23 protein-coding genes are annotated in these 24,048 nt (G+C 66.3%); 11 read left to right on the top strand and 12 right to left on the bottom strand.

The window, feature by feature from the left end:
- Positions 1 to 68 precede the first annotated feature (68 nt).
- The 5 genes from ACFPOB_RS28200 to ACFPOB_RS28220 form a co-directional block, all read right to left on the bottom strand.
- Positions 69 to 1,205 (bottom strand): ABC transporter substrate-binding protein, encoded by a 1,137-nt coding sequence (locus tag ACFPOB_RS28200; RefSeq protein WP_377801577.1) that lies wholly within the window; start codon positions 1,203 to 1,205, stop codon positions 69 to 71.
- 64 nt (positions 1,206 to 1,269) lie between these two features.
- Positions 1,270 to 2,154 carry a shikimate dehydrogenase gene (locus ACFPOB_RS28205; RefSeq protein WP_377801578.1) on the bottom strand — a complete coding sequence of 295 codons (885 nt, stop codon included), beginning with the start codon at positions 2,152 to 2,154 and terminating at the stop codon, positions 1,270 to 1,272.
- Between the two features lie 116 nt (positions 2,155 to 2,270).
- Positions 2,271 to 3,185, bottom strand: a complete 915-nt coding sequence (locus tag ACFPOB_RS28210; RefSeq protein ID WP_377801579.1) for a LysR family transcriptional regulator — start codon at positions 3,183 to 3,185, stop codon at positions 2,271 to 2,273.
- A 75-nt stretch (positions 3,186 to 3,260) separates the two neighbouring features.
- A complete protein-coding gene (locus tag ACFPOB_RS28215; RefSeq protein ID WP_377801580.1) occupies positions 3,261 to 4,244 on the bottom strand; it encodes a zinc-dependent alcohol dehydrogenase family protein in 984 nt (327 codons plus the stop codon).
- Positions 4,245 to 4,444: 200 nt separating this feature from the next.
- Entirely contained in the window at positions 4,445 to 4,747 is a 303-nt protein-coding gene (locus ACFPOB_RS28220) for an ArsR/SmtB family transcription factor (RefSeq protein WP_377801581.1), read from the bottom strand.
- A 135-nt stretch (positions 4,748 to 4,882) separates the two neighbouring features.
- Here ACFPOB_RS28220 and ACFPOB_RS28225 point away from each other — a divergent pair, with 135 nt between their 5' ends.
- Both ACFPOB_RS28225 and ACFPOB_RS28230 read left to right on the top strand, forming a co-directional pair.
- Positions 4,883 to 5,338 (top strand): hypothetical protein, encoded by a 456-nt coding sequence (locus tag ACFPOB_RS28225; RefSeq protein ID WP_377801582.1) that lies wholly within the window; start codon positions 4,883 to 4,885, stop codon positions 5,336 to 5,338.
- 10 nt (positions 5,339 to 5,348) lie between these two features.
- The gene (locus ACFPOB_RS28230; RefSeq protein WP_377801583.1) at positions 5,349 to 6,581 is read left to right on the top strand and encodes an HlyD family secretion protein; all 1,233 of its coding nucleotides are present in this window, start codon (positions 5,349 to 5,351) and stop codon (positions 6,579 to 6,581) included.
- Here the strand turns inward: ACFPOB_RS28230 and ACFPOB_RS28235 are convergent.
- From ACFPOB_RS28235 to ACFPOB_RS28250, 4 genes are all read right to left on the bottom strand, one after another.
- Positions 6,568 to 6,852, bottom strand: a complete 285-nt coding sequence (locus ACFPOB_RS28235) for a hypothetical protein (RefSeq protein ID WP_377801584.1) — start codon at positions 6,850 to 6,852, stop codon at positions 6,568 to 6,570. The two genes, ACFPOB_RS28230 and ACFPOB_RS28235, sit on opposite strands and share 14 nt — an antisense overlap.
- Positions 6,853 to 6,905: 53 nt before the next feature.
- Positions 6,906 to 8,498, bottom strand: a complete 1,593-nt coding sequence (locus ACFPOB_RS28240) for a bifunctional aspartate transaminase/aspartate 4-decarboxylase (RefSeq protein ID WP_377801585.1) — start codon at positions 8,496 to 8,498, stop codon at positions 6,906 to 6,908.
- A 17-nt stretch (positions 8,499 to 8,515) separates the two neighbouring features.
- Positions 8,516 to 10,201 carry an aspartate-alanine antiporter gene (gene aspT / locus ACFPOB_RS28245; protein WP_377801586.1) on the bottom strand — a complete coding sequence of 562 codons (1,686 nt, stop codon included), beginning with the start codon at positions 10,199 to 10,201 and terminating at the stop codon, positions 8,516 to 8,518.
- 207 nt (positions 10,202 to 10,408) lie between these two features.
- Complete coding sequence (locus tag ACFPOB_RS28250; protein ID WP_377801587.1) at positions 10,409 to 11,095, bottom strand: GntR family transcriptional regulator; 687 nt, start codon at positions 11,093 to 11,095, stop codon at positions 10,409 to 10,411.
- A gap of 243 nt (positions 11,096 to 11,338) precedes the next feature.
- Between ACFPOB_RS28250 and ACFPOB_RS28255 the strand changes: the two genes are divergently transcribed.
- The 5 genes from ACFPOB_RS28255 (at position 11,339) to ACFPOB_RS28275 (ending at position 16,613) form a co-directional block, all read left to right on the top strand.
- Entirely contained in the window at positions 11,339 to 12,373 is a 1,035-nt protein-coding gene (locus ACFPOB_RS28255; protein ID WP_377801588.1) for a 4-hydroxythreonine-4-phosphate dehydrogenase PdxA, read from the top strand.
- Between the two features lie 69 nt (positions 12,374 to 12,442).
- A complete protein-coding gene (locus tag ACFPOB_RS28260; RefSeq protein WP_377801589.1) occupies positions 12,443 to 13,438 on the top strand; it encodes a Bug family tripartite tricarboxylate transporter substrate binding protein in 996 nt (331 codons plus the stop codon).
- Between the two features lie 147 nt (positions 13,439 to 13,585).
- Complete coding sequence (locus tag ACFPOB_RS28265; protein WP_377801590.1) at positions 13,586 to 14,074, top strand: tripartite tricarboxylate transporter TctB family protein; 489 nt, start codon at positions 13,586 to 13,588, stop codon at positions 14,072 to 14,074.
- A 22-nt stretch (positions 14,075 to 14,096) separates the two neighbouring features.
- Positions 14,097 to 15,614, top strand: a complete 1,518-nt coding sequence (locus tag ACFPOB_RS28270; protein WP_377801591.1) for a tripartite tricarboxylate transporter permease — start codon at positions 14,097 to 14,099, stop codon at positions 15,612 to 15,614.
- Between the two features lie 81 nt (positions 15,615 to 15,695).
- Entirely contained in the window at positions 15,696 to 16,613 is a 918-nt protein-coding gene (locus tag ACFPOB_RS28275) for a dihydrodipicolinate synthase family protein (protein ID WP_377801592.1), read from the top strand.
- Positions 16,614 to 16,658: 45 nt separating this feature from the next.
- Here the strand turns inward: ACFPOB_RS28275 and ACFPOB_RS28280 are convergent, their stop codons facing one another.
- Positions 16,659 to 16,793 carry a hypothetical protein gene (locus ACFPOB_RS28280; protein WP_377801593.1) on the bottom strand — a complete coding sequence of 45 codons (135 nt, stop codon included), beginning with the start codon at positions 16,791 to 16,793 and terminating at the stop codon, positions 16,659 to 16,661.
- Between the two features lie 185 nt (positions 16,794 to 16,978).
- On the opposite strand from ACFPOB_RS28280, the gene ACFPOB_RS28285 reads away from it, so the two are divergent.
- Together ACFPOB_RS28285 and acuI are read left to right on the top strand one after the other, a co-directional pair.
- Positions 16,979 to 18,214, top strand: coding sequence for an MFS transporter (locus ACFPOB_RS28285; RefSeq protein WP_377801594.1), 1,236 nt, complete (start codon positions 16,979 to 16,981; stop codon positions 18,212 to 18,214).
- 87 nt (positions 18,215 to 18,301) lie between these two features.
- Entirely contained in the window at positions 18,302 to 19,288 is a 987-nt protein-coding gene (gene acuI, locus ACFPOB_RS28290) for an acrylyl-CoA reductase (NADPH) (protein ID WP_377801595.1), read from the top strand.
- Between the two features lie 3 nt (positions 19,289 to 19,291).
- On the opposite strand, the gene ACFPOB_RS28295 is transcribed toward acuI, so the two are convergent.
- Together ACFPOB_RS28295 and ACFPOB_RS28300 are read right to left on the bottom strand one after the other, a co-directional pair.
- Positions 19,292 to 20,200 carry a LysR family transcriptional regulator gene (locus ACFPOB_RS28295; protein WP_377801596.1) on the bottom strand — a complete coding sequence of 303 codons (909 nt, stop codon included), beginning with the start codon at positions 20,198 to 20,200 and terminating at the stop codon, positions 19,292 to 19,294.
- A gap of 81 nt (positions 20,201 to 20,281) precedes the next feature.
- Complete coding sequence (locus ACFPOB_RS28300) at positions 20,282 to 21,256, bottom strand: L-threonylcarbamoyladenylate synthase (protein ID WP_377801597.1); 975 nt, start codon at positions 21,254 to 21,256, stop codon at positions 20,282 to 20,284.
- A 167-nt stretch (positions 21,257 to 21,423) separates the two neighbouring features.
- Between ACFPOB_RS28300 and ACFPOB_RS28305 the strand changes: the two genes are divergently transcribed.
- The gene (locus ACFPOB_RS28305; protein ID WP_377801598.1) at positions 21,424 to 23,199 is read left to right on the top strand and encodes an acyl-CoA dehydrogenase; all 1,776 of its coding nucleotides are present in this window, start codon (positions 21,424 to 21,426) and stop codon (positions 23,197 to 23,199) included.
- Complete coding sequence (locus ACFPOB_RS28310) at positions 23,196 to 24,047, top strand: SDR family NAD(P)-dependent oxidoreductase (RefSeq protein ID WP_377801599.1); 852 nt, start codon at positions 23,196 to 23,198, stop codon at positions 24,045 to 24,047. Before ACFPOB_RS28305 ends, ACFPOB_RS28310 begins: the two co-directional genes overlap by 4 nt.
- Position 24,048: the final 1 nt, after the last annotated feature.

A 24,048-nucleotide genomic window follows, 5' to 3' on the forward strand; every position in this document is an offset into this window, starting at 1 on the left:
ACCCGACCATCTCTGGACGATGAGATTCTCGGGTCGGCGCATTGCGCCGCCCGAGAATGACGCGCCTGTTACGGGTTGATCTTCGGCAGCGTTGCCGTGATCACCTGCTTGCCGTCCTTGACCTCGGCGAGGAAGCTCTCGCGGTCGAGGTCGCCGTTCTTCTCGATCGTGGTCTCGATCAGGATGCCCGGCTCGTCAGAGGTCTTGATCGTCGCGCCGCGCAGCGTATCGGCGACGCCCTTCTTGTCGAACTTCTTCTGCTTCTCGGTCGCCCACTTCACCATATGGACGGCCATGTAGCCCTTCAGGCCGTTATGGTCGGAGGCGTAGTTGTACTTGGCTTGGAACTTCTTGCCGAATTCCTGGAAGGCCGGGATCGGCGCGTCGATCGAGAGGCCGACATGGCCCTTGACGCCGTTGGCGGCATCGCCCGCGAGCTCGATCACCTTGGCGCCGAGCAGGGTGGTCTCTCCGACCATCGGCTTGGTGATGCCCTGCTGCTTGGCGGCGCGCAGGAAACGGGCGCTCTCCTCCTCGTTCAGGTACACGAAGATCGCGTCGGCATTGGCGTTCTTCACCTTGATCGCGTCGGCGGCGAAGTCGGCCTGGCCCTGCTCGGTCGAGACGTCGACCGCGAGCTTGATGCCAGCCTTCTCCAGCTCGGGGATGATCGCGTCGCGGCCGCCCTTGCCGAAGTCGTTGTTGACCCAGACCACGGCGACGGAGCCGGCCTTGATCGTGTCCTTCAGGTACTTGGCGATCTTCGGCATCGCCGCGCTCTGGCTGAGCGAGGTCCGGAACAAGTACTGGTTGCCCTGCTTGGTCAGGCCGGCCGCCTCGCCGCCGACGAGCTGCGCGATCTCGGCGCGCTGGGCGATCTGCATGGACGCACCGATCGGGCCGGAGAAGACCGGGCCGAGCACGGCATAGGTGCCCTCGTCGATGGCGCGCTGTACGGCGGCGCGGGTGTTCCCGGGGTTGGTCTGGGTGTCGTAGTGGACGATCTCGATCTGCTTGCCGAGGATGCCGCCCTTGGCGTTGATGTCGGCGACGGCGAGGTCGATGCCGTTCTTCCAGTTGGTGCCGGCGGTCGCGCCCGCGCCCGAGAGTTCGACGACGTCGACCAGCTTGACCTTGTCCTGCGCCAGGGCCGGCAGGCTGGCGGCCATGCCGAGCGCGGCAGCGATGATCCAGTGCTTCTTCATCTTCGTTTCCTCCACTCGTCCTCAGTTTCTTGATCCCCGCCCGGTGCTGTCCGGGTCGTCTTGCTCAGGCGGCGTGCCCGGCTTTTTCGCGCGCCGCCAGCACAGCGTCGAAGGCTGCACCTATCACTGTTTCCGAAGCCTCGAGCCCGGTGAACAGCCGAAAGGCGTCGACGCCCTGATGGATCGCGAGCTCGCGCCCGGTCATAACCGTCGCACCGGCCTTCTGCGCCGCTTTCAGCAGCGGCGTATAGAGCGGGTGATAGACCGCGTCCGCTACCCATTGCGACGCTTTGATCGCCCCCGCTTCGATCGGGATGCCGCGATCCGGCAGCATGCCGATCGGGGTGCCGTTGACGATGCCGGCAGCGCCTTCGGCAGCCGCTTCGGCGCTGGCAGCGATCGTGGTCTCGGCGCGCGCATCCAACGCTGCGGCAAGGGCTTCGGCCTTGTTGCGATCCGTGTCGTAAAGTCTGAGCCGGGTGACGCCGCAGCCGGCGAGCGCGAAGGCGATCGCCTTGCCGACGCCGCCGGCGCCGATGATTGCGACCGGCTTATCGTCATCCTGCCGGCCGAGCCGGCGATAGGCCGTGGCGAAGCCCGAGGCATCGGTGTTGTGGCCGATCAGCCTGCCATCGTTGACGACGACAGTGTTGACAGCACCCATCGCCGCCGCCTGCTCGGACAGCCCGTCGAGCAGCGGCACGACCGCTTCCTTGTAGGGGAAGGTGACATTGATGCCGGAGAAGCCGAGCCGGCGGATACCGTCGAGCATGGCGGCGAGATCGTCGCGGCCGGCGCCGGCGACCTCGATCAGATGGTAGTGCGCCTCGATACCGGCTGCCCGCGCCGCCGCTTCCTGTGCCGCCGGCGTCGCCGAATGTGCGATCGGCGAGCCGATCAGCCCGAGCAGCACCCGCTTGCTTTTTCTGGCGGTGACGACGATCGACATTCCGGTCCCTTCGGGCGCCCGTCTTGGCAGGCTTCCTCAATCGCTCCGACATAAACCGATTTGAACTGCTAACGCGATAACCAATTTGTCGCGAATACCTAACCCGATGTTATCTTTCAGGGCGAACTTGCCAGCCTTGGTTCGACCACTGCGTTCATTTCCTCGCGGAGCAGCTTCACGAAGGTCTCGGCATAAAGCGAGAGTGCCTTGTCGTTCTTCATCGCGACATAGGTCTGGAAATGGGTCGGCTCCTCGATCGGGATCGTGGCGATGCCTTGCATCGAGCCGTGCGCGACAGTGAACTGGTCGATGATGGCGATGCCGAGCCCGGCCCGGACCAGCGAGCAGACGGTGGTGCCGAAGCGCGCCTTGATCGCCATGTCGTAGCGCAGGTTCTGGCGCTGGAAGATCTCGCTCATGATCCGGCCATAGGGGTCGTTCGGATCGATGCCGATCAGCGGATGCTGGACGATCTCGCGGGCCGAGATGCTGCTATAGCCGGCGAGCGGATGGCCTTGCGGGACGATGCAGAGCAGCTCGCCGATGGCCAATGGCATGAAATCCAACCCGGGATGGTCGAGCTTGTAGCTCATCGCCACGATCTCGCCCTTGCCGAGCAGGAGATAGTCGAGCGCCTCCTCGATCTTGAGGATGTTGATGTCGATGCGCAGGTCGGGATGCTTGCGCCTGAGGCGTTCGATCGCGCGCGGCACCATGACATGGCAGATGCTCGGCACCGAGCCGAGCTTGAACTCCACATCGCCGCCGCGCTCGATCCGCGCCAGCATCGCGTGGAGGTCGTCGACTTTGCGGTAGACCCCGTTGATCTGCTCGAAAATGTCCTTGGCCTCTGGCGTCGGGACGTAGCGGCCGTGCCGGCGCTCGAACAGCTTGAGCCGGAGCGACCGCTCGGTGTGCTTCATCAGGCGGCTGATACCCGGCGCCGAGACGTTGAGCAGCTTGGCCGCGCCGGCGATCGTGCCGGTGATCATGATCGCCCGGATCACCTCGATCTGGCGCAGCGTCAGCATGGATGGCGTTTCCCCGCTCCGCTTGTCCGACAATAAGCGGAAGCGAGGTCGACGGGACTGTCAAGCCGCCGCTTGTTAGGCTAGCCCGGCAATGTCGATGACGACCTTGCCCCGCAGGCCGCGAGCAGAACCGTTTTCCAGTAGCTCATGTGCTTGCGTGATCTGGTCGAACGGCAGCGTTGCCCCGACCACAGCCTTGATCAGCCCGCGCTCGACCAGGGCTTTCATCCCATCGAGCTTGGCGCGGTCCTGGCGGGTGAACAGGAAATGATAGCTCGCATTGCGGCCCCAGGCTTCGAGCAGGTTCTGCGGCCGGGCGATGTCGACGATCGAGACGACGCGACCTTGCGGGGCCAGTGCGAACGGAGCGCGGGACAGGGCATCGCCGCCGATCGTATCGAGCAGCACGTCGACGCCCCGCCCGTCGGTCAGGCTCAGGGCCGCATCGACATAGTCCTCCTGCGTATGGTCGATCGCAGCGTCGGCGCCGAGCGCCGAGACGAAGGCATGATGGCGGGCCCGCGCCGTGGTCAGTACTCTCGCACCGATCGCTTTCGCCAGCTGAATGGCAACCGAACCGACGCCGCCTGCGCCGGCATGGATTAGGACGGTCTCGCCGACGAGAAGCCGGGCACGCGTGACGAAGGCCTCCCAGACCGTACCGCCCGCGAGGGTGAGGCTTGCCGCCTCGTGATGGCTGAGATTGGCCGGCTTGCGGCCGATGATCTCGGCATCTGCCACGTGATAATCGGCGTAGGATCCTTGTCCGCCGAAGATCTTCGGCGTGTACCAGACCTCGTCGCCGGGCTTGAATTCATCGACTTCGGCGCCCGTCGCATCGACGATTCCTGAGACGTCATGACCGATGATCGCAGGCAAGGGCAGCAGGGCGGCATAGTCGCCGCGCCGCATCTGAAGGTCGAGCGGGTTCAGCGCCGTGGCGTGGATGCGCACGCGCACTTGCCGGGCGCCAGGCTGGGGCAGCGGCACGTCCCTCATCTCGAAAACATCCGGTCCGCCGAAGCGCGGCAGGACAGCGGCCTTCATCGTTTGCGTCATGATCTTTCCTTTCGAGAAATCGCGAAATTCCGATTTATGAGCGGAGTTTGATTGCAGGGCATGGCCCGGAAGATGGCTCTTCCTGCGATCCGGCGGCGGCTGCGGCGGCGGCCCGGTCTCACGATCAACGGTGGCCTGCTTTCGCGACAGCGCAATTGAATCGAGAAACCGCGATATTCAGATTTCCGTGGGCAAATGAACTAGAGCTTGGTCCGCATCGTCTCCGCCAGCTTGCTGATCCCGTCTTCATCGCGCTTGTAGTAGGTCCATTGGCCGCGCCGTTTCATCGTGACCAGCCCGGCCTTGTGCAGGATTCCGAGATAGTCCGAGGTGGTCGACTGCGACAGGCCTATGCCTTCCTGAATACTGCTGACGCAGACCCCGTCGAGTTCGATGTCGCCTTCATCCTGCGGCGGAAAATGCCTGGCGGGTTCTTTGAGGCCCGTTAGAATTCTCAGCCGTACCGGGTTGGCAAGTGCCTTGAAGGCGATCAGCGGATCCATGATTTAGAAATATCGCGGTTTTCCGATTTGTCAAGTCTGGCGGATCGGATGTTGTGCCGTCCCTCGACGTCATTGACTCCCGTATGGTTTGTCAGTCACCTGACCCAGTGTCGCTGATCGATCCGGGGGGATGGCATGGCGGAACAACTTCATCCCGCGGCGCCGCATCATCTGCCGCCATTCATAACCGATCCGGGTGGCACGGACTATCTGATGGTCGCCACCGCGATCATCCTGCTCGGCGCCGTGCTCGGCGTCGGCCTTCTCTTCCTGCGCCTGCACACCTTGCCTGAACGAATCGCGCACAAGTCTCACAAGCTCCAGTTCGAGATCGTCGCCGTGCTCGGGCTGCTCGCCCTGTTCACCCATGTGCATCTCTTCTGGGTCATCGGCCTGTTCCTAGCCCTCATCGACGTCCCCGATTTCTCCGGCATGTTCAGCCGCATGGCCGGCTCGCTCGAGAAGATCGCCGGCATCGCGCCCGGCCGTGGCGGTGATGCGGCCTCCGACGTCGAGCATGGAATTGCGCCGCCGGCGGAAGAACCCGCGCCCAGGCCGGCCGCAGCAGCCGTGCCGACCGGCCAGCACTGAGGGGTAAGCGATGCTCGAACTTCTCGTCTGCGCGCTTTTCACCATCGTCCCGGACTACCTCTACCGCCGCTACGGTCAGGGCAGGCGACTGGGCAAGGAGATCACGCTCTATTCGGTCTGGTTCGAACTGCGCTGGGGCATCGTCACCTGCGTGATGCTGACGGTTGGGCTGATCACGGTGATCTTCTACAACCACCCATCGACGACATCGGCCACGGTGTTCTTCCGCAGCGTCCCGATCATCTCCGAGATCAACGGCCGGGTCGCGCAGGTCCATGTCGGCGTCAGCGGCAAGGTCGCGCAGGGGGAGCCGATCTTCACGCTCGACAGCACCAGCCAGCAAGCGGCGGTCGAAACGGCGCGACGCAAGCTCGCTGAGGTCGAGGCCGCATTGGTGGTCGCGAAGGCCGATATCCTGTCCTTCGATGGCAAGATCCAGGAGGCCAGGAGCTCGCTGCAGCAGGCATTGGACGAACTGCAGACCAAGCGCGAATTGAGGCGGCGCAACGACGACATCGTCGCCCTTCGTGAGATCGAGAAGCTCGAGAACCTGACCGCGGGGCGCGAGGCAGCACTTGCGGCCACCACGGCATCGCAGGCGGCGGCCCAGACGAAGATCTCGACCTTGCTGCCGGCCGAGCGCGCCAGTGCCGCGGCCGCGATCGCGCAGGCCGAGGTCGAACTCGCCAAGACCGTGGTCCGGGCCGGCTTCAACGGCCATATCGAGCAGTTCACGTTGCGGCCCGGCGACATCGTCAATCCGTTCATGCGCCCGGCTGGCGTGCTCATCCCGGAGGAAGCCGGCCGTGGGCGGCTGCAGGCCGGCTTCGGCCAGATCGAGGCGCAGGTGATGAAGGTCGGCATGGTCGCCGAGGTCACCTGCATCTCGAAGCCGTGGACGGTCATCCCGATGGTGGTGACCGGCGTGCAGGACTTCATTGCCGCTGGCCAGGTCCGCAGTGGCGACCAGCTGATCGATGCCCAGCAGGTGGTGCGACCGGGCACGATCCTGACCTATATGGAGCCGCTCTACTCGGGCGGGCTCGACGGCGTCACGCCGGGCTCGAGCTGCATCGCCAACGCCTACAGCAACAACCACGACATCATCGCCGACAAAAACACCGGCACGCTGCGACGCATCGCGCTGCACGCGGTCGACGCGACCGGAGTGGTCCATGCCATGCTGTTGCGCATCCAGGCGCTGGTGCTGCCGATCAGGACGCTGGTCTTCAGCGGCCACTGAGGCTGGCCGGCCGCTTCCTTAGCCCGGTTCGAGGCTGCTCCTGCCGGGTCGCCGCCATACCCATTTCCCGGTACGCCTCGACATTCGCTGCGCCGCTGCGCATGGCCGCACCCATGCGGCCGTCATGCATCATGCCGTAGTTCTCGAGCTGTGCGTCGTGGATGCAGCCGTCCATCCGGTTGCAGGCGGCCGCCGGGCTGGCCGGCAGGCTCGCTGACAAGGCAATGATGGCCGACGCGCCGAGCGCGCCAGCGGTGATCCGAGGGATCATCGGCGTTCTCCATGGTCGTCGGGCGGGGCCTGTGCGAGGCGCGTCGGACCGCCTTACTTCTTGCCCTTCTTGTATTGGGCGTAGAACTGGTCGGCCATGCTGCGCAGGGCCCGGCCGATATTGGCGTACTCGTACTCGTTGAGGTTGGCGAGCGAGGCGCGGCCGGCCGGCTGCTTGGTGCCGAAGCCGCGCCCCGGCAGCAGCACGATGCCGGTCTCGTCGGCGATCCGGAACAGGAAGTCGCCGGCGGCCGAGCGCTTGAGCACCCAGGCGGCGAACTCCTCGCCATAGAGCTTGCGCGCGATCTCCTCGAGATCGAGCAGGGTGTAGTAGTCGACGGCGTTCGGGTCGCTGTCCTGCTCGATTCCGAGCTCGCGATAGAGCGCGGCCTCGCGCCGGCGGATCAGCTTCTTCAATTCGCTCTTGTAGCTGTCGCTTTCGTCCATCAGCGCGAACAGCGAGAACAGCACCATCTGGACCTGCTGCGGCGTCGAGAGGCCGGCGGTGTGGTTGAGCGCCACCGCCCGGCTGTCGGCAACGATGCGGTCGATGAAACGCAGCGACCTGACATCCGGCAGCAGCGAGCCATAGCGATGGTCGAGGCCCTTCTTGGCCTTCTCGGGCAGGGCGTCTAGGGCGTTGTCGAAGACGTTCTGCTTGTGCGTGGCGATGACGCCGAGGCGCCAGCCGGTCGCCCCGAAATATTTCGAGAACGAGTAGACCAGCATCGTGTTCTGCGGGCAGGTCGCGAACAGCGAGCGGAACTCGTCGGCGAAGGTGCCGTAGACGTCGTCGGTCAGGATGAACAGGTCCGGCCGGTGCTCCCTGACGATCGCGGCGACGCGGTCGAGGCTGCGATCGTCCATCTTGACCGAGGGCGGATTGCTCGGATTGACGCAGAAGAAGATCTTGATCGCCGGGTCCTTGAGCTTGTCGAGCTCTTCGTCCGGGAACTGCCAGCCTTTCGCCGGATCGGCGTTGATCGCGACCTCTTCGAGTCCGTATTCGTCGAGCTCGGGGATCTCGATATAGGGCGTGAACACCGGCAGGCCGATCGCGACCTTGTCGCCGCGATTGAGCAGGCCGTTCTGCTTCATCGTGTTGAAGATGTAGGCCATCGCCGCAGTGCCGCCTTCGACAGCGAAGAGGTCGATGCTGCCTGCTGGCAGGAAGCCACCGATCATCTCCTTGACGATGTACTGTTTGACGATCTCCTCGCTGATCCTGAGCATCCGCGGCGGCACCGGATAATTGCTGCCGAGGATGCCCTCGACCATCTCGTGCAGGAAATCCGACGGGGGCAAGCCGAGCTGGTCGCGGACATAGCTCAGCGCCCGGCCGAGGAAGACGACGCCCGGCTGGTCGCGATGCTCGGCGGTGAAGCGCTCGAACCTGCCCTCGATGCCCTCGATCTTCGGGAGGCCGCCAACGCCGTTCTCCATATAGGAATAGGAGAGCTCGGCCTCGGCCACGGCGAAGAGGCCGAGACGGAAGAAGGCACGGCGCGGCAGGGTGGCGAGGAAGTTCGGATTGCCCCGACCGGCATTGAGCATCAGCCGGTTCGCCTTGCCGGAGGCCAGCTTGATCAGTTCGTCCTTGAGTTCGAACGGGCTGAGCTTGGCGTACTTCGAATAATCGGTGGCCATGGCAAACTCCGATCGGTTCAGGCGAAGGCGACGACGAGCGGTCCGAGCAGGGTCAGGAAGACGTTGGCGAGGGCGTAGGTGATGGCGAAGGGGGTGGTCGGGATCGAATTTCCGGCCTTGTCGAGCACTTCGCCGAAAGCCGGGTTGGCGCTACGCGAGCCCGACAGCGCGCCGGCGAAGACGGCGGTGTTGTCGTAGCGCAGGACATAGCGGCCGAAGACCATGGTGATCAGAAGCGGCAGCAGCGTCACCACGACCCCGATCAGGAAGATCGACAGGCCCTTGTCGGCGATCGTGCTGACGGCCTGGAGGCCCGATTGCAGGCCGACCACGGCGACGAAGCCGGCGAGGCCGAGATCACGCAGCAGTGTCGAGGCCGCCGTCGGCATGTTGCCGAGCGTCATGTTGCGGCTGCGATACCAGCCGAAGGCGAGGCCCGAGAGCAGGGCACCACCGCCGCTGCCCAGTGTCAGCGGGATGTCGCCGAGCCGGACCACGACGAGGCCGATCAGGAGGCCGACGACCAGGCCGAAGCCGTGGAAGACGAAATCGGTCTTGTCGCTCGGGATGATGACGCTGCCGACCTGCCGTGCCACCCGCTGCACGTCCTCGGCGGTGCCGTAGAGCGTGGCGACATCGCCAGGCTCGATCACCGTCGCATCTTCGAGCGGCAGCGCGCTGCCGGCCCGCTTGACCGCGATCACATAGACGCCGTGGCGCAGATCGGCGGCGGTCGAGGCGCGGATCTCGGCAACGCTGCGCTTGACGAAGTCGGCCGCCGTGACCGCGACATCACGCGTCATGACGACGACATCCATGCCTTCCGACGATTCGAGTTCCGGGCCGAGCTGCTGCGAGAGCCCGACCACGCCGGAACGGCGCCCGACCAGGAGGATGATGTCGCCGGCCTGGAGCTTGAGCGACGGCTCGGTCCCGATCAGCGCACCGCCGCGCTTGATGCGTTCGATGCTGATCGGCCGGGCGCTGGCGCCCTCGATCTCGGCGACGCTGCGGCCGGCCGCGGCCTCGATGCGGTAGATGCGCCCGACCAGATCAGGCGCTGCCGCGTACTCGCCGACGCCGTAGCTGCGCGCCCCTGCGAGCATTTCTGCCTCGGCCTTGATCGCATCGTCGCGGATGCTGCGCCGCATGAACCAGGGCAGGATGTTGACGCAGACGATGATCGCGCCGAACGAGCCGAAGATGTAGGTCACCGCATAGCCGATCGCGACATTGGCCTGCAGGCGCTGGGTCTCGTCGGCGGCGAGGCCGAGCTTGCCGATCGCGGCGCCGGCCGTGCCGATGATCGCCGACTGGGTCAGCCCGCCCGCTGCGATCCCGGCGGCGAGTCCCTTGTCGAGCCCGAACATGCGCGCCAGCACGACGACGGTGATGAGACCGCTGACCGCCAGGACCGTCGCCATCGCGATTTCGCGCAGCGATTGGCGCCCGAGAGAGCGGAAGAATTGCGGGCCGCTCTCATAGCCGACAGCATAGATGAACAGCGCGAAGAGGACGGATTTGATGCCGTTGTCGATGGAGACGCCGACCTGGCTGATGATCACCGCAACCAGCAGCGAACCGGCGACGCCGCCGAGCTGGAACTTGCCGAACTGGAATTTGCCGATCCAGTAGCCGATGGCCAGCGACAGGAAGAGGGCGATCTCCGGCGATTGGGCAAATAGAGTGTGCAGCCAGGACATGTGGGATTCCCCGACATCGAAGTCTTCGGAAACCAACTCATCTGCTTGCTGTTATTGACTTAAATTATAATCGTTTTGATTGCGCTGAGATATATTAAGCAACTATCGCGGGCGGTGTCCAGAGCGCTTATCTCTGGCCCGGGCGCACAAGGCTGCAGCAGGTGCGCGCTCCGGCCGATCGGTCCGGTGTTTCGCAAGCCGACCGGTTCAGAGCACGTCGCGCACGCGCACCAGCGTCGAATCCATGTGCTTGCCGATGATGGCCGCCAGCGCCTCGCCGTCGCGCTTCAGCAGCGCCACGATCATCTCCTCGTGCTCGGCCACGGCGCCGGCCCATTTCTCCGGGCCCTCATTGCCGATGAAGCGCAGCCGCTTGATCCTGGCCTGCAAGGTGCCGTGCATCTCGACCAGCACGCCGTTGCCTGAGGCGGCGACGATCGCGCTGTGGATCGCCTGGTTGAGCTTGAAGTAGTCGAGCCGGTTGCGGATCCGGTAGAGCTCCATCATCTCGTCATGCATCGCCCTGATCGCGGCGATCGCCTCGTCGCTCGCCTGCGCGCAGGTCATCCGGCCGCCGAGCTGCTCCAGCGTCTTCAGCACTTCGAGGATCTGCAGCAGATCTTGCGCCGAGAACTTGCGGACGATTGCGCCCTTGGCCGGCTGGATCTCGACCAGCCCCTCGCTCGCCAGCGTCTTGATCGCCTCGCGCAAGGGAGTACGCGAGACGCCGAGTTGCGCGCCGACCGCACCTTCGTTGATGCGCTGACCGGGGGTGAGCCGGCCTTCGATGATCATGTCGCGTAGCCGCTCCAGCACCTCTTCGTGCAAAGTGCGCCGCGTAATGCGCGGATAGAGTTCTTGCGCTTCGCTCGCCATGCCGGCCTCGTTCGTCATCGCGGCTCTCCTTTGTCTTTCTGTACGGCATGGCGCTTTCGCGCTGTCAACGCGAGTGGCCCCGCTCCGGCTGCGACCTCTCGAGCGGGTGCGGCTAGACCTGTGGACAGGCGAAGTCGGTAGAGGACTCACGGCAGGGTAGTGCAGTTCTGTTATGCTGCATACAGCATACTTGCCTTCGCGCCGGTGGCCATGATAGGCCAAAGCCAAGCAGCCGGCTGCGGCCGGTCCCGGGAGGACGACATGGACATCAAGGCGCAGGCTTCCCTGCCGGTGATCGCGGTTGCGATGGGCGATCCCTCCGGCATCAGCCCTGAACTCACCGCTCGTATCCTGGCCGAACCCGATCTGAGCAAGGCTGCCCGCTATATCGTCTTCGGCGATTATCGTCTGTTCCAGCTTGGCGCCGACGATGCCGGCCTCAGTCTCGATCTCCACGTCATTAGGGAGAGCGATGCGATTCCGGCCGATGCCGGTAAGCCGGTCTTCGTCGACCTGAAGAACCACGATCCGGCCGATCTCCAGCGCGGCAAGGCGACTCTCGCCGGCGGCAAGGCCGCGACCGACAATTTCCGCCGCGCGCTGCGCCTCGCCGCCTCTGGCCAGGCCGATGCGGTGTTCTTCACCCCCTTCAACAAGGCGGCGATGCGCTTCGCCTATCCCGGCTATGACGACGAGATCCGTTTCGTGCGCGACGCGATCGATTTCGAGGGGCCGGCCAGCGAATTCAACGTATTGGAGAAGCTCTGGAACGCCCGCGTCACCTCGCACATCCCGCTTTCCGAGGTGGCGCAGAACATCACGCAGGAGCGCATCCTGCGGGCGCTCGACCTCGCCGAGAAGAATCTGCGCGCCGCCGGTTTCAACCCGCCGCGCATAGCGGTGGCCGGCATCAATCCCCACGCCGGTGACGGCGGCAATTTCGGCCGCGACGAGATCGAGACGATCGAGCCGGCGGTGAAGGCGGCCAAGGCCAAGGGCTACGTGGTGGAGGGGCCGTTCCCGTCCGACACGGTGTTCCTGCGCGCCAAGAACGGCGATTTCGACGCCGTGCTGACCATGTATCACGACCAGGGCCAGATCGCGATGAAGCTGATGGGCTTCGATCGCGGCGTCACCCTGATCGGCGGCTTCCCATTCCCGATCTGCACCCCGGCTCATGGCACGGCATACGAGATCGCCGGCAAAGGCATCGCCAATCTCGGCGCCACCCGCGCGGCGCTGTCGCTCGCGATCAAGATGGCGAGCGAGGGCAAGGCGGCGCGCAAGGCCGCCTGACGCAGATTTCCCGGCGCAGCGGCCGAGAAGAGCCGCGCCAGTTCCAACGATCATCCAGGGAGAAACAGCATGAAACGTTTCTGTATTGCGGCCAGCGCCGCGCTCGCTTCCGTCATCGCCGCGGTGGTTCCGGCCGCGGCCTGGCAGCCGACCAAGCCGATCGAATTCGTGGTGACCTCGGGCCCCGGCGGCGGCACCGACAATTTCGCCCGCATCGTCCAGTCGATCATCACCAAGCACAAGCTGATCGAGCAGCCGGTCGTCGTGCTCAACAAGGGCGGCGGCAGCGGCGCCGAGGGCTACATTTACGGCAAGGGCGCCAAGGGTGATGCCCACAAGGTCGTCTTCGGCACCAACAACGCCTATCTGCTGCCCTATGTCGCCAAGCTCGGCTACAAGCTCTCCGACCTGACGCCGGTCTCGGCGCTGGCGCTCGACGAGTTCCTGATCTGGGTCAAGGGCGATGCGCCCTATGCCGACGCCAAGGCCTATATCGAGGCGGCCAAGGCCAAGCCCGGCAGCCTCAAGATGGCCGGCAGCCAGTCCAAGGACACCGACCAGACCCTGACTGCGATGATCCAGGAGGCGACCGGCGCCAAGTGGATTTACGTTCCCTTCCAGGGCGGCGGCGCGGCTGCGACCCAGCTTGCCGGCGGCCATGTCGATTCCAACACCAACAACCCGAACGAGAACATCGGACAGTGGAAGGCCGGTCAGGTGAAGCCGCTCTGCGTCTTCTCGCCGGTGCGCCTTGCCAAGAGCGAGCCGATCCATGACGGCAAGGGCTGGGGCGACATCCCGACCTGCAAGGAGGCCGGCCTGCCGCTCGAATCCTTCCAGATGCCGCGCACCGTCTGGCTGCCGGCCGAGGTCCCGGCCGACGCCGTCGCCTTCTATGCCGACGTGATGGAGAAGGTCAGCAAGACGCCGGAATGGGCCGAGTTCATCGCGCGCACCGCGCAGACCGCCCGGTTTATGAAGGGCAAGGAGTTCACCGACTTCGTCGCCAAGGACGAGGCCGCCAACGCCAAGGTCTTCAAGAACGAAGGCTGGGTCGTCCAGTAACCGCAGAGTCATCCCGGACAAGCCGCGTCAGCGGCGCCGATCCGGGACCCATTCCTGAACCGTTCCGGAATGGGTCCCGGGTCTCCCTTCGGTCGCCCGGGACGACTTCGTCAGGTTGGGCGGCTGACGTTTGCAGGAGGAAAGCCGATGATCAGCCGTTTCCAGGCCGAGATCGCGACAGCTTTGGCGACGCTCGCCTTCGGCCTCGTCATCGTGGGCGGCGCCCGCGAGTTCGGCATCGGCTGGGACTCCTCCGGCCCGCAGCCCGGCGCGTTCCCGTTCTATTGCGGCCTGCTGATCGCGCTCGCCAGCGCCGGCACGATAGCAACCACGGTCGGCCGGCGCATGGGCGGCTCGGCGGCGCTCGCTGGCATCTTCCTCGACAGGGAGCAGGGCAAGCGCGTCCTCTCCTTCTTCCTGCCGATGCTCGCATTCGTCATCCTGACCGTCACGCTCGGCATGTACGTCGCGATGCTGCTCTACCTCGTCTTCGCGATGCGCTTCCAGGGCCGCTTTGGCTGGCTGCCCTCGCTTGCGACGGCTTTCGGCACCGCCGCCTTCTTCTATCTCGGCCTCGAGAAATTCGCCCAGGTCGGCCTGCTCAAAGGGCCGATCGAGGCGATGCTCGGTCTCTGAATCCGCGAGCCGGACGGTTTCCATGGAAAACTTCGCCTCGCTTCTCCACGGCTTCCAGGTCGCGCTGACGACCCATCACGTCGCATTGATGATGGCCGGCGTGCTGCTCGGCATCTTGGTCGGCGTGCTGCCGGGCCTGGGCGCGCCCAACGGCGTCTCGCTGATGCTGCCGCTGACCTTCTCGATGGACCCGGTCTCGGCGATCATCCTCCTGACCTCGCTTTATTGGGGCGCGCTCTTCGGCGGCTCGACCACTTCGATCCTCTTCAATATCCCCGGCGAACCATCCTCGGTGGCCACCACCTTCGACGGCCACCCGATGGCCAAGCAGGGCAGGGCGACCGAAGCGCTCTCATTCGCCTTCCTCTCGGCCGGCATCGGCGCCATGGCAGGCGTCATCCTGATCACGCTGCTCTCGGGCTGGGTCGCGCGCTTTGCGCTGAAATTCTCTTCGCCGGAGTATTTCGCGGTCTACTTCATGACCTTCGCCAGCTTTGTCGGCCTTGGCGGCGCCTCGCCGCTGAAGACGATCGTCTCGATGGCGATGGGCTTCGCCTTCGCCTCGATCGGCATGGACTCGGTCTCGGGCAATATCCGCCTGACCTATGAGTTCGACGTGTTGCTCGCCGGCGTCAGCTTCCTGATCGCGGTGATCGGGCTGTTCGGCCTCGGCGAACTGCTGCAGACCATGGAGGAGGGGCTGCGCTTCGAGGGCGTCAAGGCCAAGGTCAGCCCACGCGACGTGCTCGCCACTGCGCTGAAGCTGCCGCGCTACTGGCTGGCGCTCCTGCGCTCCAGCATCATCGGCATCTGGATGGGCATCACGCCTGGCGGCCCGACCGCGGCCTCCTTCATGAGCTATGCGATGGCCAAGCGCTCCTCGCGCAATCCGGAGAAGTTCGGCAAGGGCGAGCCCGAGGGCGTGATCTCGCCCGAGACCGCCGACCATGCCGCCGGCTCCTCGGCGATGCTGCCGATGCTGGCGCTCGGCATTCCCGGCTCCGCGACCGCCGCGGTGATGATGGGCGGCCTGATGATCTGGGGGCTCAATCCCGGCCCGATGCTCTTCGTCGAGCGGCCCGATTTCGTCTGGGGCCTGATCGCCTCGATGTATCTCGGCAACGTCGTCGCCGTCATCGTCGTGCTCGCGACCGTGCCGCTCTTCGCCTCGATCCTGCGCATCCCCTTCTCGATCATCGGCCCGGTGATCGTCGTGGTCTGCTTCATCGGCGCCTACACTGTCGGCAACAAGCAGTTTGACATCTGGCTGGCGCTCGCTTTCGGCATCGTCGGCTATCTCTTCAAGAAGCTCGACTATCCGATCGCGCCGCTCGTGCTCGCCATGGTCATCGGCGACAAGGCGGAGGACGCCTTCCGCCAGTCGATGATCTTCAGCCAGGGCTCGCTCTCGATCTTCTGGTCGAACCCGCTGGTCGCGAGCCTGATGGCGATCGCTCTTGCGCTCCTGCTCTTCCCGCTGATCGGCTCGACAAGGCGCGGCATCCGCAAGCTGGTGACGGCGCGCGCGGCCAAGGCATAGTCTCTATGAGGGCGCCGCCGATCTCGAATCGTGACCACTGCCGGCTTGGCCGGTTTCCAGAAAGCAGCGAGAAAGCAAGCCATGAGCGAACCCTATAAGGGCATCATCCCGATCGCGCCGACGATCTTTCATGAGAACGGCGACGTCGATCATGAGGGCAATCGCCGGGTGATGGACCTGATGGTCGACCAGGGCGTCGACGGCATCTGCATCCTCGCCAATTTCTCCGAGCAGTTCCTTTTGACCGACGCCGAGCGCGACGAGGTCATGCGGCTCTCGATCGAGCAGGTCGCCGGCCGGGTGCCGGTCTGCGTCACCACCTCGCATTTCTCGACCCGCATCGCTGCGCAGCGCGCCAAGGCCGCGGCCGATGCCGGCGCCAAGATGCTGATGATGATGCCGCCCTATCATGGCGCACTGCTCAAGGCCGACGAGCAGGGCATGATCGAGCATTTCAAGATCGTGGCGGATACAGCGGGAATCCCGATCATCCTCCAGGACGCGCCGCTTTCGGGCGTGACCATGACCGTGCCCTTCATGATCAGGCTCAACAAGGCGGTGCCGCTCGTTCGCTATTTCAAGATCGAGGTTCCCGGCACGGCGGGCAAGCTGCGAGCGCTGATCGAGGCGGGTGGCGACGCCATCGTCGGCCCGTTCGACGGCGAGGAGGCGATCACGCTAATGGCCGATCTCGACGCGGGCGCCACCGGCACGATGACCTCGGCGATGATCCCCGATCTGATCAAGCCGATCCTCGCCGCCCATGCCGCCGGTGACCGCAAGCAGGCGGCGGCGCTCTATGCCCGCGTGCTGCCGATCATCAACTATGAGAACCGGCAATGCGGCCTGCGCTCGGCCAAAGCGGTGATGAAGGCTGGCGGCGTGATCAAGTCGGACGCCGTCCGCCATCCGCTGACGCCGCTGCATCCGCAGACGCGTGAAGGTCTGCTCGAGCTCGCGCGCGAACTCGATCCACTGGCGCTGCGCTGGGGCAAGTAAGCCCAGCGGCTCGCGCTGCCCGCGGTCAAAAGCGGGCAGCGATCGTCAATAGGCGCCGATGCCGCCGGAGGGCGGCGGCATGTTGCCTCTGCGATCCTTGGTGATGAACTCGGGCGTCACCAGCAGCATCCGGGCGAGCCAGGAGGAGTAGGCGGACAGCAACTGCACGACGGCACGCATAGCTAGCCTCCACATTTGCGAAGGCGATCCTAGCAGAAAAACACCTTGTTTGCCGGCGACATCCGATGAATTTGGTGCGTGGCGATCATGCAATCCTGTGATGCGCCAAGTAACGAAATCGCGTTGGCATGCTCGGGCTGCACGCCCTATCGTGCAGACACACGTTTGTCGCTCCGGAGCCCGTCATGACCGCAACCGCTCGGCGCGGCTACGCGCCGGAGATCATCGTCGCCGCCGGCTGCCTGATCGCGCTGATCAGCTTCGGGCCGCGCGCCAGCGCCGGCCTGTTCCAGATCCCGATGACCTCCCAGTTCGGCTGGGGCCGCGACATCTTCAGCCTCGCGCTGGCGATCCAGAACCTGCTCTGGGGCTTGGGCGCGCCTTTCGCCGGCGCCCTCGCCGACCGGTTCGGCATGGTGCGGGTGCTCTGCATCGGCGCGCTGCTCTATGCCGCCGGCCTCGTGATGATGGCCTATGCCTCGACGCCGATGCAGCTGCATCTCGGCGCCGGCGTGCTGATCGGCTTCGGGCTCTCGGCCTGCTCCTTCAACCTGATCCTCGCCGCCTTCGGCAAGCTGCTGCCCGAGCAATGGCGCCCGCTCGCCTTCGGCGCCGGCACCGCCGCCGGTTCCTTCGGCCAGTTCCTGTTCCCGCCGATCGGCAACATCCTGATCGAGACGCTCGGCTGGCAGCAGGCGCTGATCGTCTTCGCCTTCACCTTGCTGCCGGTGATACCGCTCTCGGTGATGCTGGCGACGCGCGGCACCAGCCAGCCGGCGGCTGCGCCCGGCGCGGTCGCGGCGCCGAACCAGAGCATCTCGCAGGCTCTGGCCGAGGCCTTCAGGCACCGCTCCTATGTCCTGCTCGTGCTGGGGTTCTTCACCTGCGGCTTCCAGCTCGCCTTCATCACCGTGCATATGCCGGCCTATCTCAAGGATACCGGCCTGCCGGCCTGGGTCGGCGGCTGGACGCTGGCCGCGATCGGCCTCGCCAATGCGGTCGGCTCTCTCGGCTCGGGCTGGCTGACGGCGCGCATGCCCAAGCGCCATCTGCTCGCCTGGATCTATTTCGGTCGCGCCGTCGCCATCGCCGCCTTCATCATGCTGCCGCCGAGCCCGACGACCGCGATCGCCTTCGGCATCGTCATCGGCGTGTTCTGGCTCTCGACCGTGCCGCCGACCTCGGCGCTGGTCATGCTGATGTTCGGCACCAAGTACATGGCGATGCTATACGGCTTCGCCTTCTTCTCGCATCAGGTCGGCGGCTTCCTCGGCGTGCTGCTCGGCGGCATCCTCTATGAGCAGTTCGGCTCCTACACCATCGTCTGGTGGCTCTCGGTCGCGCTCGGCGTCGCCTCGGCGCTGATCAACCTGCCGATCGTCGAGAAGCCGGTGGCGCGCGCCGTGCCGCAACCCGCCTGACCAAAGATGCACGGTCGCCGCGCTTGCGGGCCGCGGCCGGGCAGGTCACTCCTAGGGAAAGTTCGATAGCTTCCCGGGAGTGAGTTCATGTCGACCTTCAAGGCCCTCATCGCCAACAAGGGCGAAGCCGGCACCAGCGTCGCCTTCGGCGAGTTCGCCGAAGCCGACCTGATGGAAGGCGACGTCATCGTCCGCGTCACCCATTCGACGCTGAACTACAAGGATGGCCTCGCCATCACCGGCCGCGCCCCGGTGGTGCGGCGCTGGCCGATGATCCCCGGCATCGACTTTGCCGGCCGGGTCGAGTCTTCCGAGCATCCCGAGTTCAAGCCCGGCGACCTCGTCATCCTAAACGGCTGGGGCACCGGCGAGACGCATCTCGGCGCCTATGCTCAGAAGAGCCGGGTCAAGGGCGATTGGCTGGTCCCGCTGCCCGACGGAATGACGCCGGCCGAGGCCATGGCGATCGGCACCGCCGGCTACACCGCCATGCTCAGCCTGCTCGCGCTGGAGCGTTACGGCGTAAAGCCCGCCGATGGCCCGGTGGTCGTCACCGGGGCGGCCGGCGGCGTCGGCTCGGTCGCGACCGCGCTGCTCGCCAAGGCCGGCTGGCACGTCATCGCCTCGACCGGCCGGCCGGAGGAAGCTGATTACCTCAAGGGCCTCGGCGCGGCCGAGATCATCGACCGCAATGAGCTCTCCGGCCCCGGCCGGCCGCTCGGCAAGGAGCGCTGGATCGCCGGCGTCGATGCGGTCGGTTCGCACACGCTCGCCAATGTCCTGTCGATGACCAAGTATGGCGGCGCCGTCGCTGCCTGCGGCTTGGCGCAGGGCATGGACCTGCCGGCCTCCGTCGCGCCCTTCATCCTGCGCGGCGTCGCGCTGCTCGGCATCGATTCGGTGATGTGCCCGAAGCCGCGCCGGCTCGAAGCGTGGCAGCGTCTCGCGCGCGATCTCGACCGTGAGAAGCTGGCGGCGATGACGACGACGATCCCGCTCGAGGATGTCGTCGAGACCGGCCGTGCGCTGCTCGACGGCAAGGTGCGAGGCCGGGTCGTCGTCGAGATCGGATGAGGCTCAGCCGGCGCCTTCAAGCAGCGCTTTGCGCTTCGCCAGCTCGCCGCCGACGAAATCCATGAAGGCGCGCACGCGCGGCGCGTGCCTGATGTCGGGGTGGGTCAGGATCCACAGCCCGGTGGAGAAGTCCGGGTCCGGTGGCAGCAGGCGCACGAGCCCGGGCCGCTGGTCGGCAATGAAGCAGGGCAGGGGGCCGATGCCCATCCCCTGCTCGACGGCTTCCGTCAGCCCCAGCACGGCCGAGGAGCGCAGCGCGATCCGCTCGGCCGGGACATGGTCGCGGACATAGCGGGCAGCCTTGACGTAGCCGAGCGGGTCGCCGAGCGCGACCCAGTCGCGTTTGAACAGCAGCTTCGGCTCATGCGCCTCGGCCTCGGTGGCCGGTGCGTCGGCACGGGCGTAGACGGCCCAGTTGAGATTGGCGAGGCGGCGCCCGACCAGTGTCTCGCCTGGTGAATCGCTGGCGCGAATGGCAACGTCGGCATCGCGGCGCGAGAGGTTCAGTGTCTGGCTGGCGATGACGACGTCGAGCCGGATCAGCGGATGCGTCGCCCGGAACGCGGCGAAGATCGGCAAGAGCACATGCAAATAGAGCGTGTCGGTCGTGGTAATGCGCAAGTCGCCGGAGGGCGCGAGATCGCGCCCCGCGAGCCTGCGCCCGAAAGCGGTGACGTCGTCGTCGATGCGCGAGGCCAGCGTGGTCATTTCCTCGCCGGCCGAGGTTGCGACATAGCCTGTCTTCCGCCGCTCGAAGAGGGCGTGGCCGAGCTGCTCCTCGATCTGGCCGAGCCGGCGGAACACCGTCGAATGATTGACGTTGAGGGCGGCTGCCGCGCCTGTCAGCCCGCCTGCATCGGCGATCGCCTTGATCAGGCGGAAATCATCCCAGGCGAGCTTCGACGTCGACAATGGCCACTCTCCGGCAAACCCGCGCGCAGCATTGCCAGATCTTGCGGATTTGCAAGCGTATGCTTGGCCAGGCTGCCTGGTTCAGCGCGGGGCGGCGGCGCGGCGCAAGCGGTCGTTGATCGCTTCGCCGAGGCCATGCATGGGGATCGGCGCGACAGCGATCGTCGCCGGGCGTTGATCGTCAAGATGGCGCATCGCGGCGAAGAGATTGGCAGCCGCCTCGGTCAGGTCGCCTGACGGACTCAGGTTGAAGGCGAGCGCGGGCAGGGCGCCATCCGGCTCCGGACCGAAGCCGAGCCAGGCTTCGCCCGGTCGCGGCGCCTCCGCATCCAGCCTGACCGCGGCCTGCGGCGCGTAGTGCGAGGCGAGTAGGCCTGGCGCGAGCGGGGCCGTACCGCCTTCCTCGACGATGACGAGGGCCTGCCCAATCGCAGCCTCCAGCGCCGCACGCGGCACGCCGCCCGGACGCAGCAGGCGCGGCGCCCCGCCGAGGCAGGCGACGATGCTGGATTCGACCCCGACCGCCGTCGGCCCGGCATCGAGCACGGCGTCGATGCGCCTGTCGAGATCGGCGAAGACATGCTCGGCCTGCGTCGGGCTGACCCGGCCCGAGCGATTTGCCGAGGGCGCGGCGATCGGCCGGCCCGCTGCCTGCAGGACAGCGCGCGCCACCGGATGCGACGGTACCCGCAGCGCAACGCTGTCGAGCCCGGCGCGGGCGAGGCTGCAGACTGTGCACGAGCTCGAAGCCGGCACGACCAAAGTCAGTGGGCCCGGCCAGAACGCCTTCGCCAGCGCCAGCGCTGGGGCATCGAACAGGCCCTGCCGGCGGGCCGCCTCCACATCCGGCAGGTGCGAGATCAGCGGGTTGAAGCTCGGCCGTTCCTTGGCGGCATAGATCGAGGCGACGGCGCGGTCGTCGCTGGCATCGGCGGCGAGCCCGTAGACCGTCTCTGTCGGCAGCGCGACCAGCTTGCCGGCGCGCAGCAGCTCCGCGGCGGCGGCGATGCCGGCCTCGTCGGCGATCAGGCGCTGGGTCTGGCGAGGCCCTGTCACGGTCGCTCTTGAAAGTTCATATGTAAACTATAACAATGCCGACGCGGCATGCGCGAAGCTGCGCGAGCTTGCACGTGGCGGCGGGCATAGTTCGTCGCTAACATCGCCGTCAAATGCAACGAGCAGAATGCCCGCCTCGAATGCGCGGGCGCCGAGGGAGGTAAGCGATGTCGTACCGTGCTCCGGTCGAGGATATCCTGGCGACGATGCGCCATGTCGCCGGGCTCGACGCCCTGATCTCCGAGGGGCTCGCACCGGAACTCGCGGATGGCGTCACCGAGGCCGTGTTGGAGGAGGCCGCGAAGTTCGCCGGCGATGTCCTCGCGCCCTTGAATGTTATTGGCGACCGCGTCGGCTCCAAGCTCAAGGATGGCACTGTGGTCACGCCGCCGGGCTGGAAGGAAGCCTATCACGCCTGGGCACAGGGCGGCTGGAACGCGCTGCCGGGGCCAGAGGCCTATGGCGGCCAGGCCCTGCCAACCTTGGTGCAGTCGGCCTGCACCGAGATGTGGAACTCGGCCGCCTTCGCCTTCGCGCTCGGCCCGTTGCTGACGGTCGGCGCGATCGAGGCGCTGCATGCCCATGGCTCCGACTATCTGAAGGAGACCTATCTCGCCAAGCTCGTCTCCGGCGAGTGGATGGGCACGATGAACCTGACCGAGCCGCAGGCCGGCTCGGACCTCAACGCGCTGCGCTCCAAGGCCGAGCGCGCCGGCGACGGCACCTACCGCATCAGCGGCCAGAAGATATTCATCACCTATGGCGATCACGAGATGACGGACAATATCGTCCATCTCGTCCTCGCCCGCCTGCCCGACGCGCCTCCCGGCACGCGCGGCATCTCGCTCTTCCTCGTGCCGAAATTCCTGGTCAATGCCGACGGCTCGCTGGGGGCGCGTAACGATGTCCGCTGCACCGGCGTCGAGCACAAGCTCGGCATCCATGCCTCGCCGACTTGCGCCATGAGCTATGGCGACGAGGGCGGCGCGATCGGCTGGCTGATCGGCGAGGAGAATCGCGGCCTCGCCTGCATGTTCACGATGATGAACAATGCCCGCCTCAACGTCGCGGTGCAGGGCGTCGCCATCGCCGAACGCGCCTATCAGCAGGCGCTCGCCTTCGCGCAGGAGCGCAAGCAGGGCACCGCGCTCGATGCGCCCAAGGGCGCCCCGATGAGCCCGATCATCGTCCATCCCGACATCCGCCGCATGCTGATGGAGATGCGCGCCAAGACGCAGGCTGCGCGCACGCTTTCGCTGCTGCTGGCCGCGAACCTCGACCGCTCGCATCGCGAGCCGGACGAGGCCAGGCGTAAGGCCGCCGCCGAGCGGGCAGCGATCATCACGCCGGTCGCCAAGGCCTATGCCACCGATATCGGCGTCGAGGTCGCCTCGACCGGCGTCCAGATCCATGGCGGCATGGGCTATGTCGAGGAGACCGGCGCTGCCCAGCATCTGCGCGATGCCCGCATCGCCACGATCTACGAGGGCACCAACGGCATCCAGGCGATCGACCTCGTCCTGCGCAAGCTGCCGCTCTCCAATGGCGATGCGGTCAAGGCGTTGATCGGCGAGATGCGCGGCGTCGTTGCGCAGGTGCGCGAGGCAAATACGCCCGGCTTCGGCCACAGCGCGGCGCGGCTCGGCGCTGCCGTCGACTCGCTCGAGCGCGCGACCGAGTGGATGCTGGCGACCATGGGTATCGACCAGGCGAGCGCGCTCGCGGGCGCGACGCCTTATCTCAAGCTGTTCGCGCTCGCCCAGGGCGGCACCAGCCTGGCGAAGAAGGCACTGGCGCTGCAAGGCGAGGATCAGGGCGCCGCGGCGCTCGCCACCGCTCGCTTCTATGCCGAGCACCATGTCGGCGAGGCCACGGCGCTGGAACTGGCGGTGACCGAGGGCGCCGGCGCGGTCGAGGATTCGGCTGCGGTCTTCGCGGCGTGAGCAGCGGGCCCGCGCTCGCCGGCAAGGTCTGTCTCGTCGCCGGCGCCTCGCGCGGGCTCGGGCGCGGCATCGCCCGGGCGCTCGGCCAGGCCGGCGCCACTGTGATCGTCACCGGCCGCTCCAGCGAGGCGGGCCCACGCACCGACCAGCGCTCGGAGACCTTCGAGGACACGGCCCGCGAGGTCGAGGCTTCAGGCGGGCGCGGCGAGCCCTATCGCTGCGACCACACCAATGAGCGCGAGGTCGATCAGCTCGTCGCCTGGTCGCTTCGGCGCTTCGGCCGGCTCGACTGCGTCGTCGACGCCGTCTGGGGCGGCAATGAGGGCTATGACGGCGAGCGCTATCCTGATGGCTCGGCCTTCGGCGCGCCGTTCTGGCGCCGCCCGGTGGCGCGACTCGGCGAGAGTCTCGAGAGTGGCGTCTACGCGCAATTGCTGCTGGCGCGTGCCGTCGCGCCCGCCATGGTCCAGATGCGGCAGGGGCTGATTGTCACGGTGAGCTTCGACACCGCCGGGGGCTATCTCGGCGATGTCTTCTACGACCTGTCCAAGGCGGCGATGAACCGGCTGACGCTGGCGATGGCGCAGGAGCTGAAGCCCTATGGCGTGACCGCGCTAGGCTTGTCGCCCGGCCATGTCCTGACCGAGCGGGTCCGCGACGCTGGCATGGCCGCAGAGACCACGGAAACGCCGCTCTATGCTGGCCGGGCGGTCGCGGCGTTGGTCGCCGATCCCGATGTTGCCCGCCATGCCGGGCAGGTGCTGCACGTCGCCGATCTGGCGCGCGCTTATGGCTTCACCGATGCGGACGGCAGCCAGCCGGACCGGTTCATCTTGCGGAATCAATAAG

This window comes from Allobosea eneae, from assembly GCF_042657265.1.
GTDB lineage: Bacteria > Pseudomonadota > Alphaproteobacteria > Rhizobiales > Beijerinckiaceae > Allobosea > Allobosea eneae.

Excerpts from the sequence above, each read along its gene's own strand:
- ACFPOB_RS28200 (WP_377801577.1), bottom strand. The coding sequence starts at position 1,205 with ATGAAGAAGCACTGGATCATCGCTGCCGCGCTCGGCATGGCCGCCAGC.
- ACFPOB_RS28205 (WP_377801578.1), bottom strand. The coding sequence starts at position 2,154 with ATGTCGATCGTCGTCACCGCCAGAAAAAGCAAGCGGGTGCTGCTCGGG.
- ACFPOB_RS28210 (WP_377801579.1), bottom strand. The coding sequence starts at position 3,185 with ATGCTGACGCTGCGCCAGATCGAGGTGATCCGGGCGATCATGATCACC.
- ACFPOB_RS28215 (WP_377801580.1), bottom strand. The coding sequence starts at position 4,244 with ATGACGCAAACGATGAAGGCCGCTGTCCTGCCGCGCTTCGGCGGACCG.
- ACFPOB_RS28220 (WP_377801581.1), bottom strand. The coding sequence starts at position 4,747 with ATGGATCCGCTGATCGCCTTCAAGGCACTTGCCAACCCGGTACGGCTG.
- ACFPOB_RS28225 (WP_377801582.1), top strand. The coding sequence starts at position 4,883 with ATGGCGGAACAACTTCATCCCGCGGCGCCGCATCATCTGCCGCCATTC.
- ACFPOB_RS28230 (WP_377801583.1), top strand. The coding sequence starts at position 5,349 with ATGCTCGAACTTCTCGTCTGCGCGCTTTTCACCATCGTCCCGGACTAC.
- ACFPOB_RS28235 (WP_377801584.1), bottom strand. The coding sequence starts at position 6,852 with ATGATCCCTCGGATCACCGCTGGCGCGCTCGGCGCGTCGGCCATCATT.
- ACFPOB_RS28240 (WP_377801585.1), bottom strand. The coding sequence starts at position 8,498 with ATGGCCACCGATTATTCGAAGTACGCCAAGCTCAGCCCGTTCGAACTC.
- aspT (WP_377801586.1), bottom strand. The coding sequence starts at position 10,201 with ATGTCCTGGCTGCACACTCTATTTGCCCAATCGCCGGAGATCGCCCTC.
- ACFPOB_RS28250 (WP_377801587.1), bottom strand. The coding sequence starts at position 11,095 with ATGACGAACGAGGCCGGCATGGCGAGCGAAGCGCAAGAACTCTATCCG.
- ACFPOB_RS28255 (WP_377801588.1), top strand. The coding sequence starts at position 11,339 with ATGGACATCAAGGCGCAGGCTTCCCTGCCGGTGATCGCGGTTGCGATG.
- ACFPOB_RS28260 (WP_377801589.1), top strand. The coding sequence starts at position 12,443 with ATGAAACGTTTCTGTATTGCGGCCAGCGCCGCGCTCGCTTCCGTCATC.
- ACFPOB_RS28265 (WP_377801590.1), top strand. The coding sequence starts at position 13,586 with ATGATCAGCCGTTTCCAGGCCGAGATCGCGACAGCTTTGGCGACGCTC.
- ACFPOB_RS28270 (WP_377801591.1), top strand. The coding sequence starts at position 14,097 with ATGGAAAACTTCGCCTCGCTTCTCCACGGCTTCCAGGTCGCGCTGACG.
- ACFPOB_RS28275 (WP_377801592.1), top strand. The coding sequence starts at position 15,696 with ATGAGCGAACCCTATAAGGGCATCATCCCGATCGCGCCGACGATCTTT.
- ACFPOB_RS28280 (WP_377801593.1), bottom strand. The coding sequence starts at position 16,793 with ATGCGTGCCGTCGTGCAGTTGCTGTCCGCCTACTCCTCCTGGCTCGCC.
- ACFPOB_RS28285 (WP_377801594.1), top strand. The coding sequence starts at position 16,979 with ATGACCGCAACCGCTCGGCGCGGCTACGCGCCGGAGATCATCGTCGCC.
- acuI (WP_377801595.1), top strand. The coding sequence starts at position 18,302 with ATGTCGACCTTCAAGGCCCTCATCGCCAACAAGGGCGAAGCCGGCACC.
- ACFPOB_RS28305 (WP_377801598.1), top strand. The coding sequence starts at position 21,424 with ATGTCGTACCGTGCTCCGGTCGAGGATATCCTGGCGACGATGCGCCAT.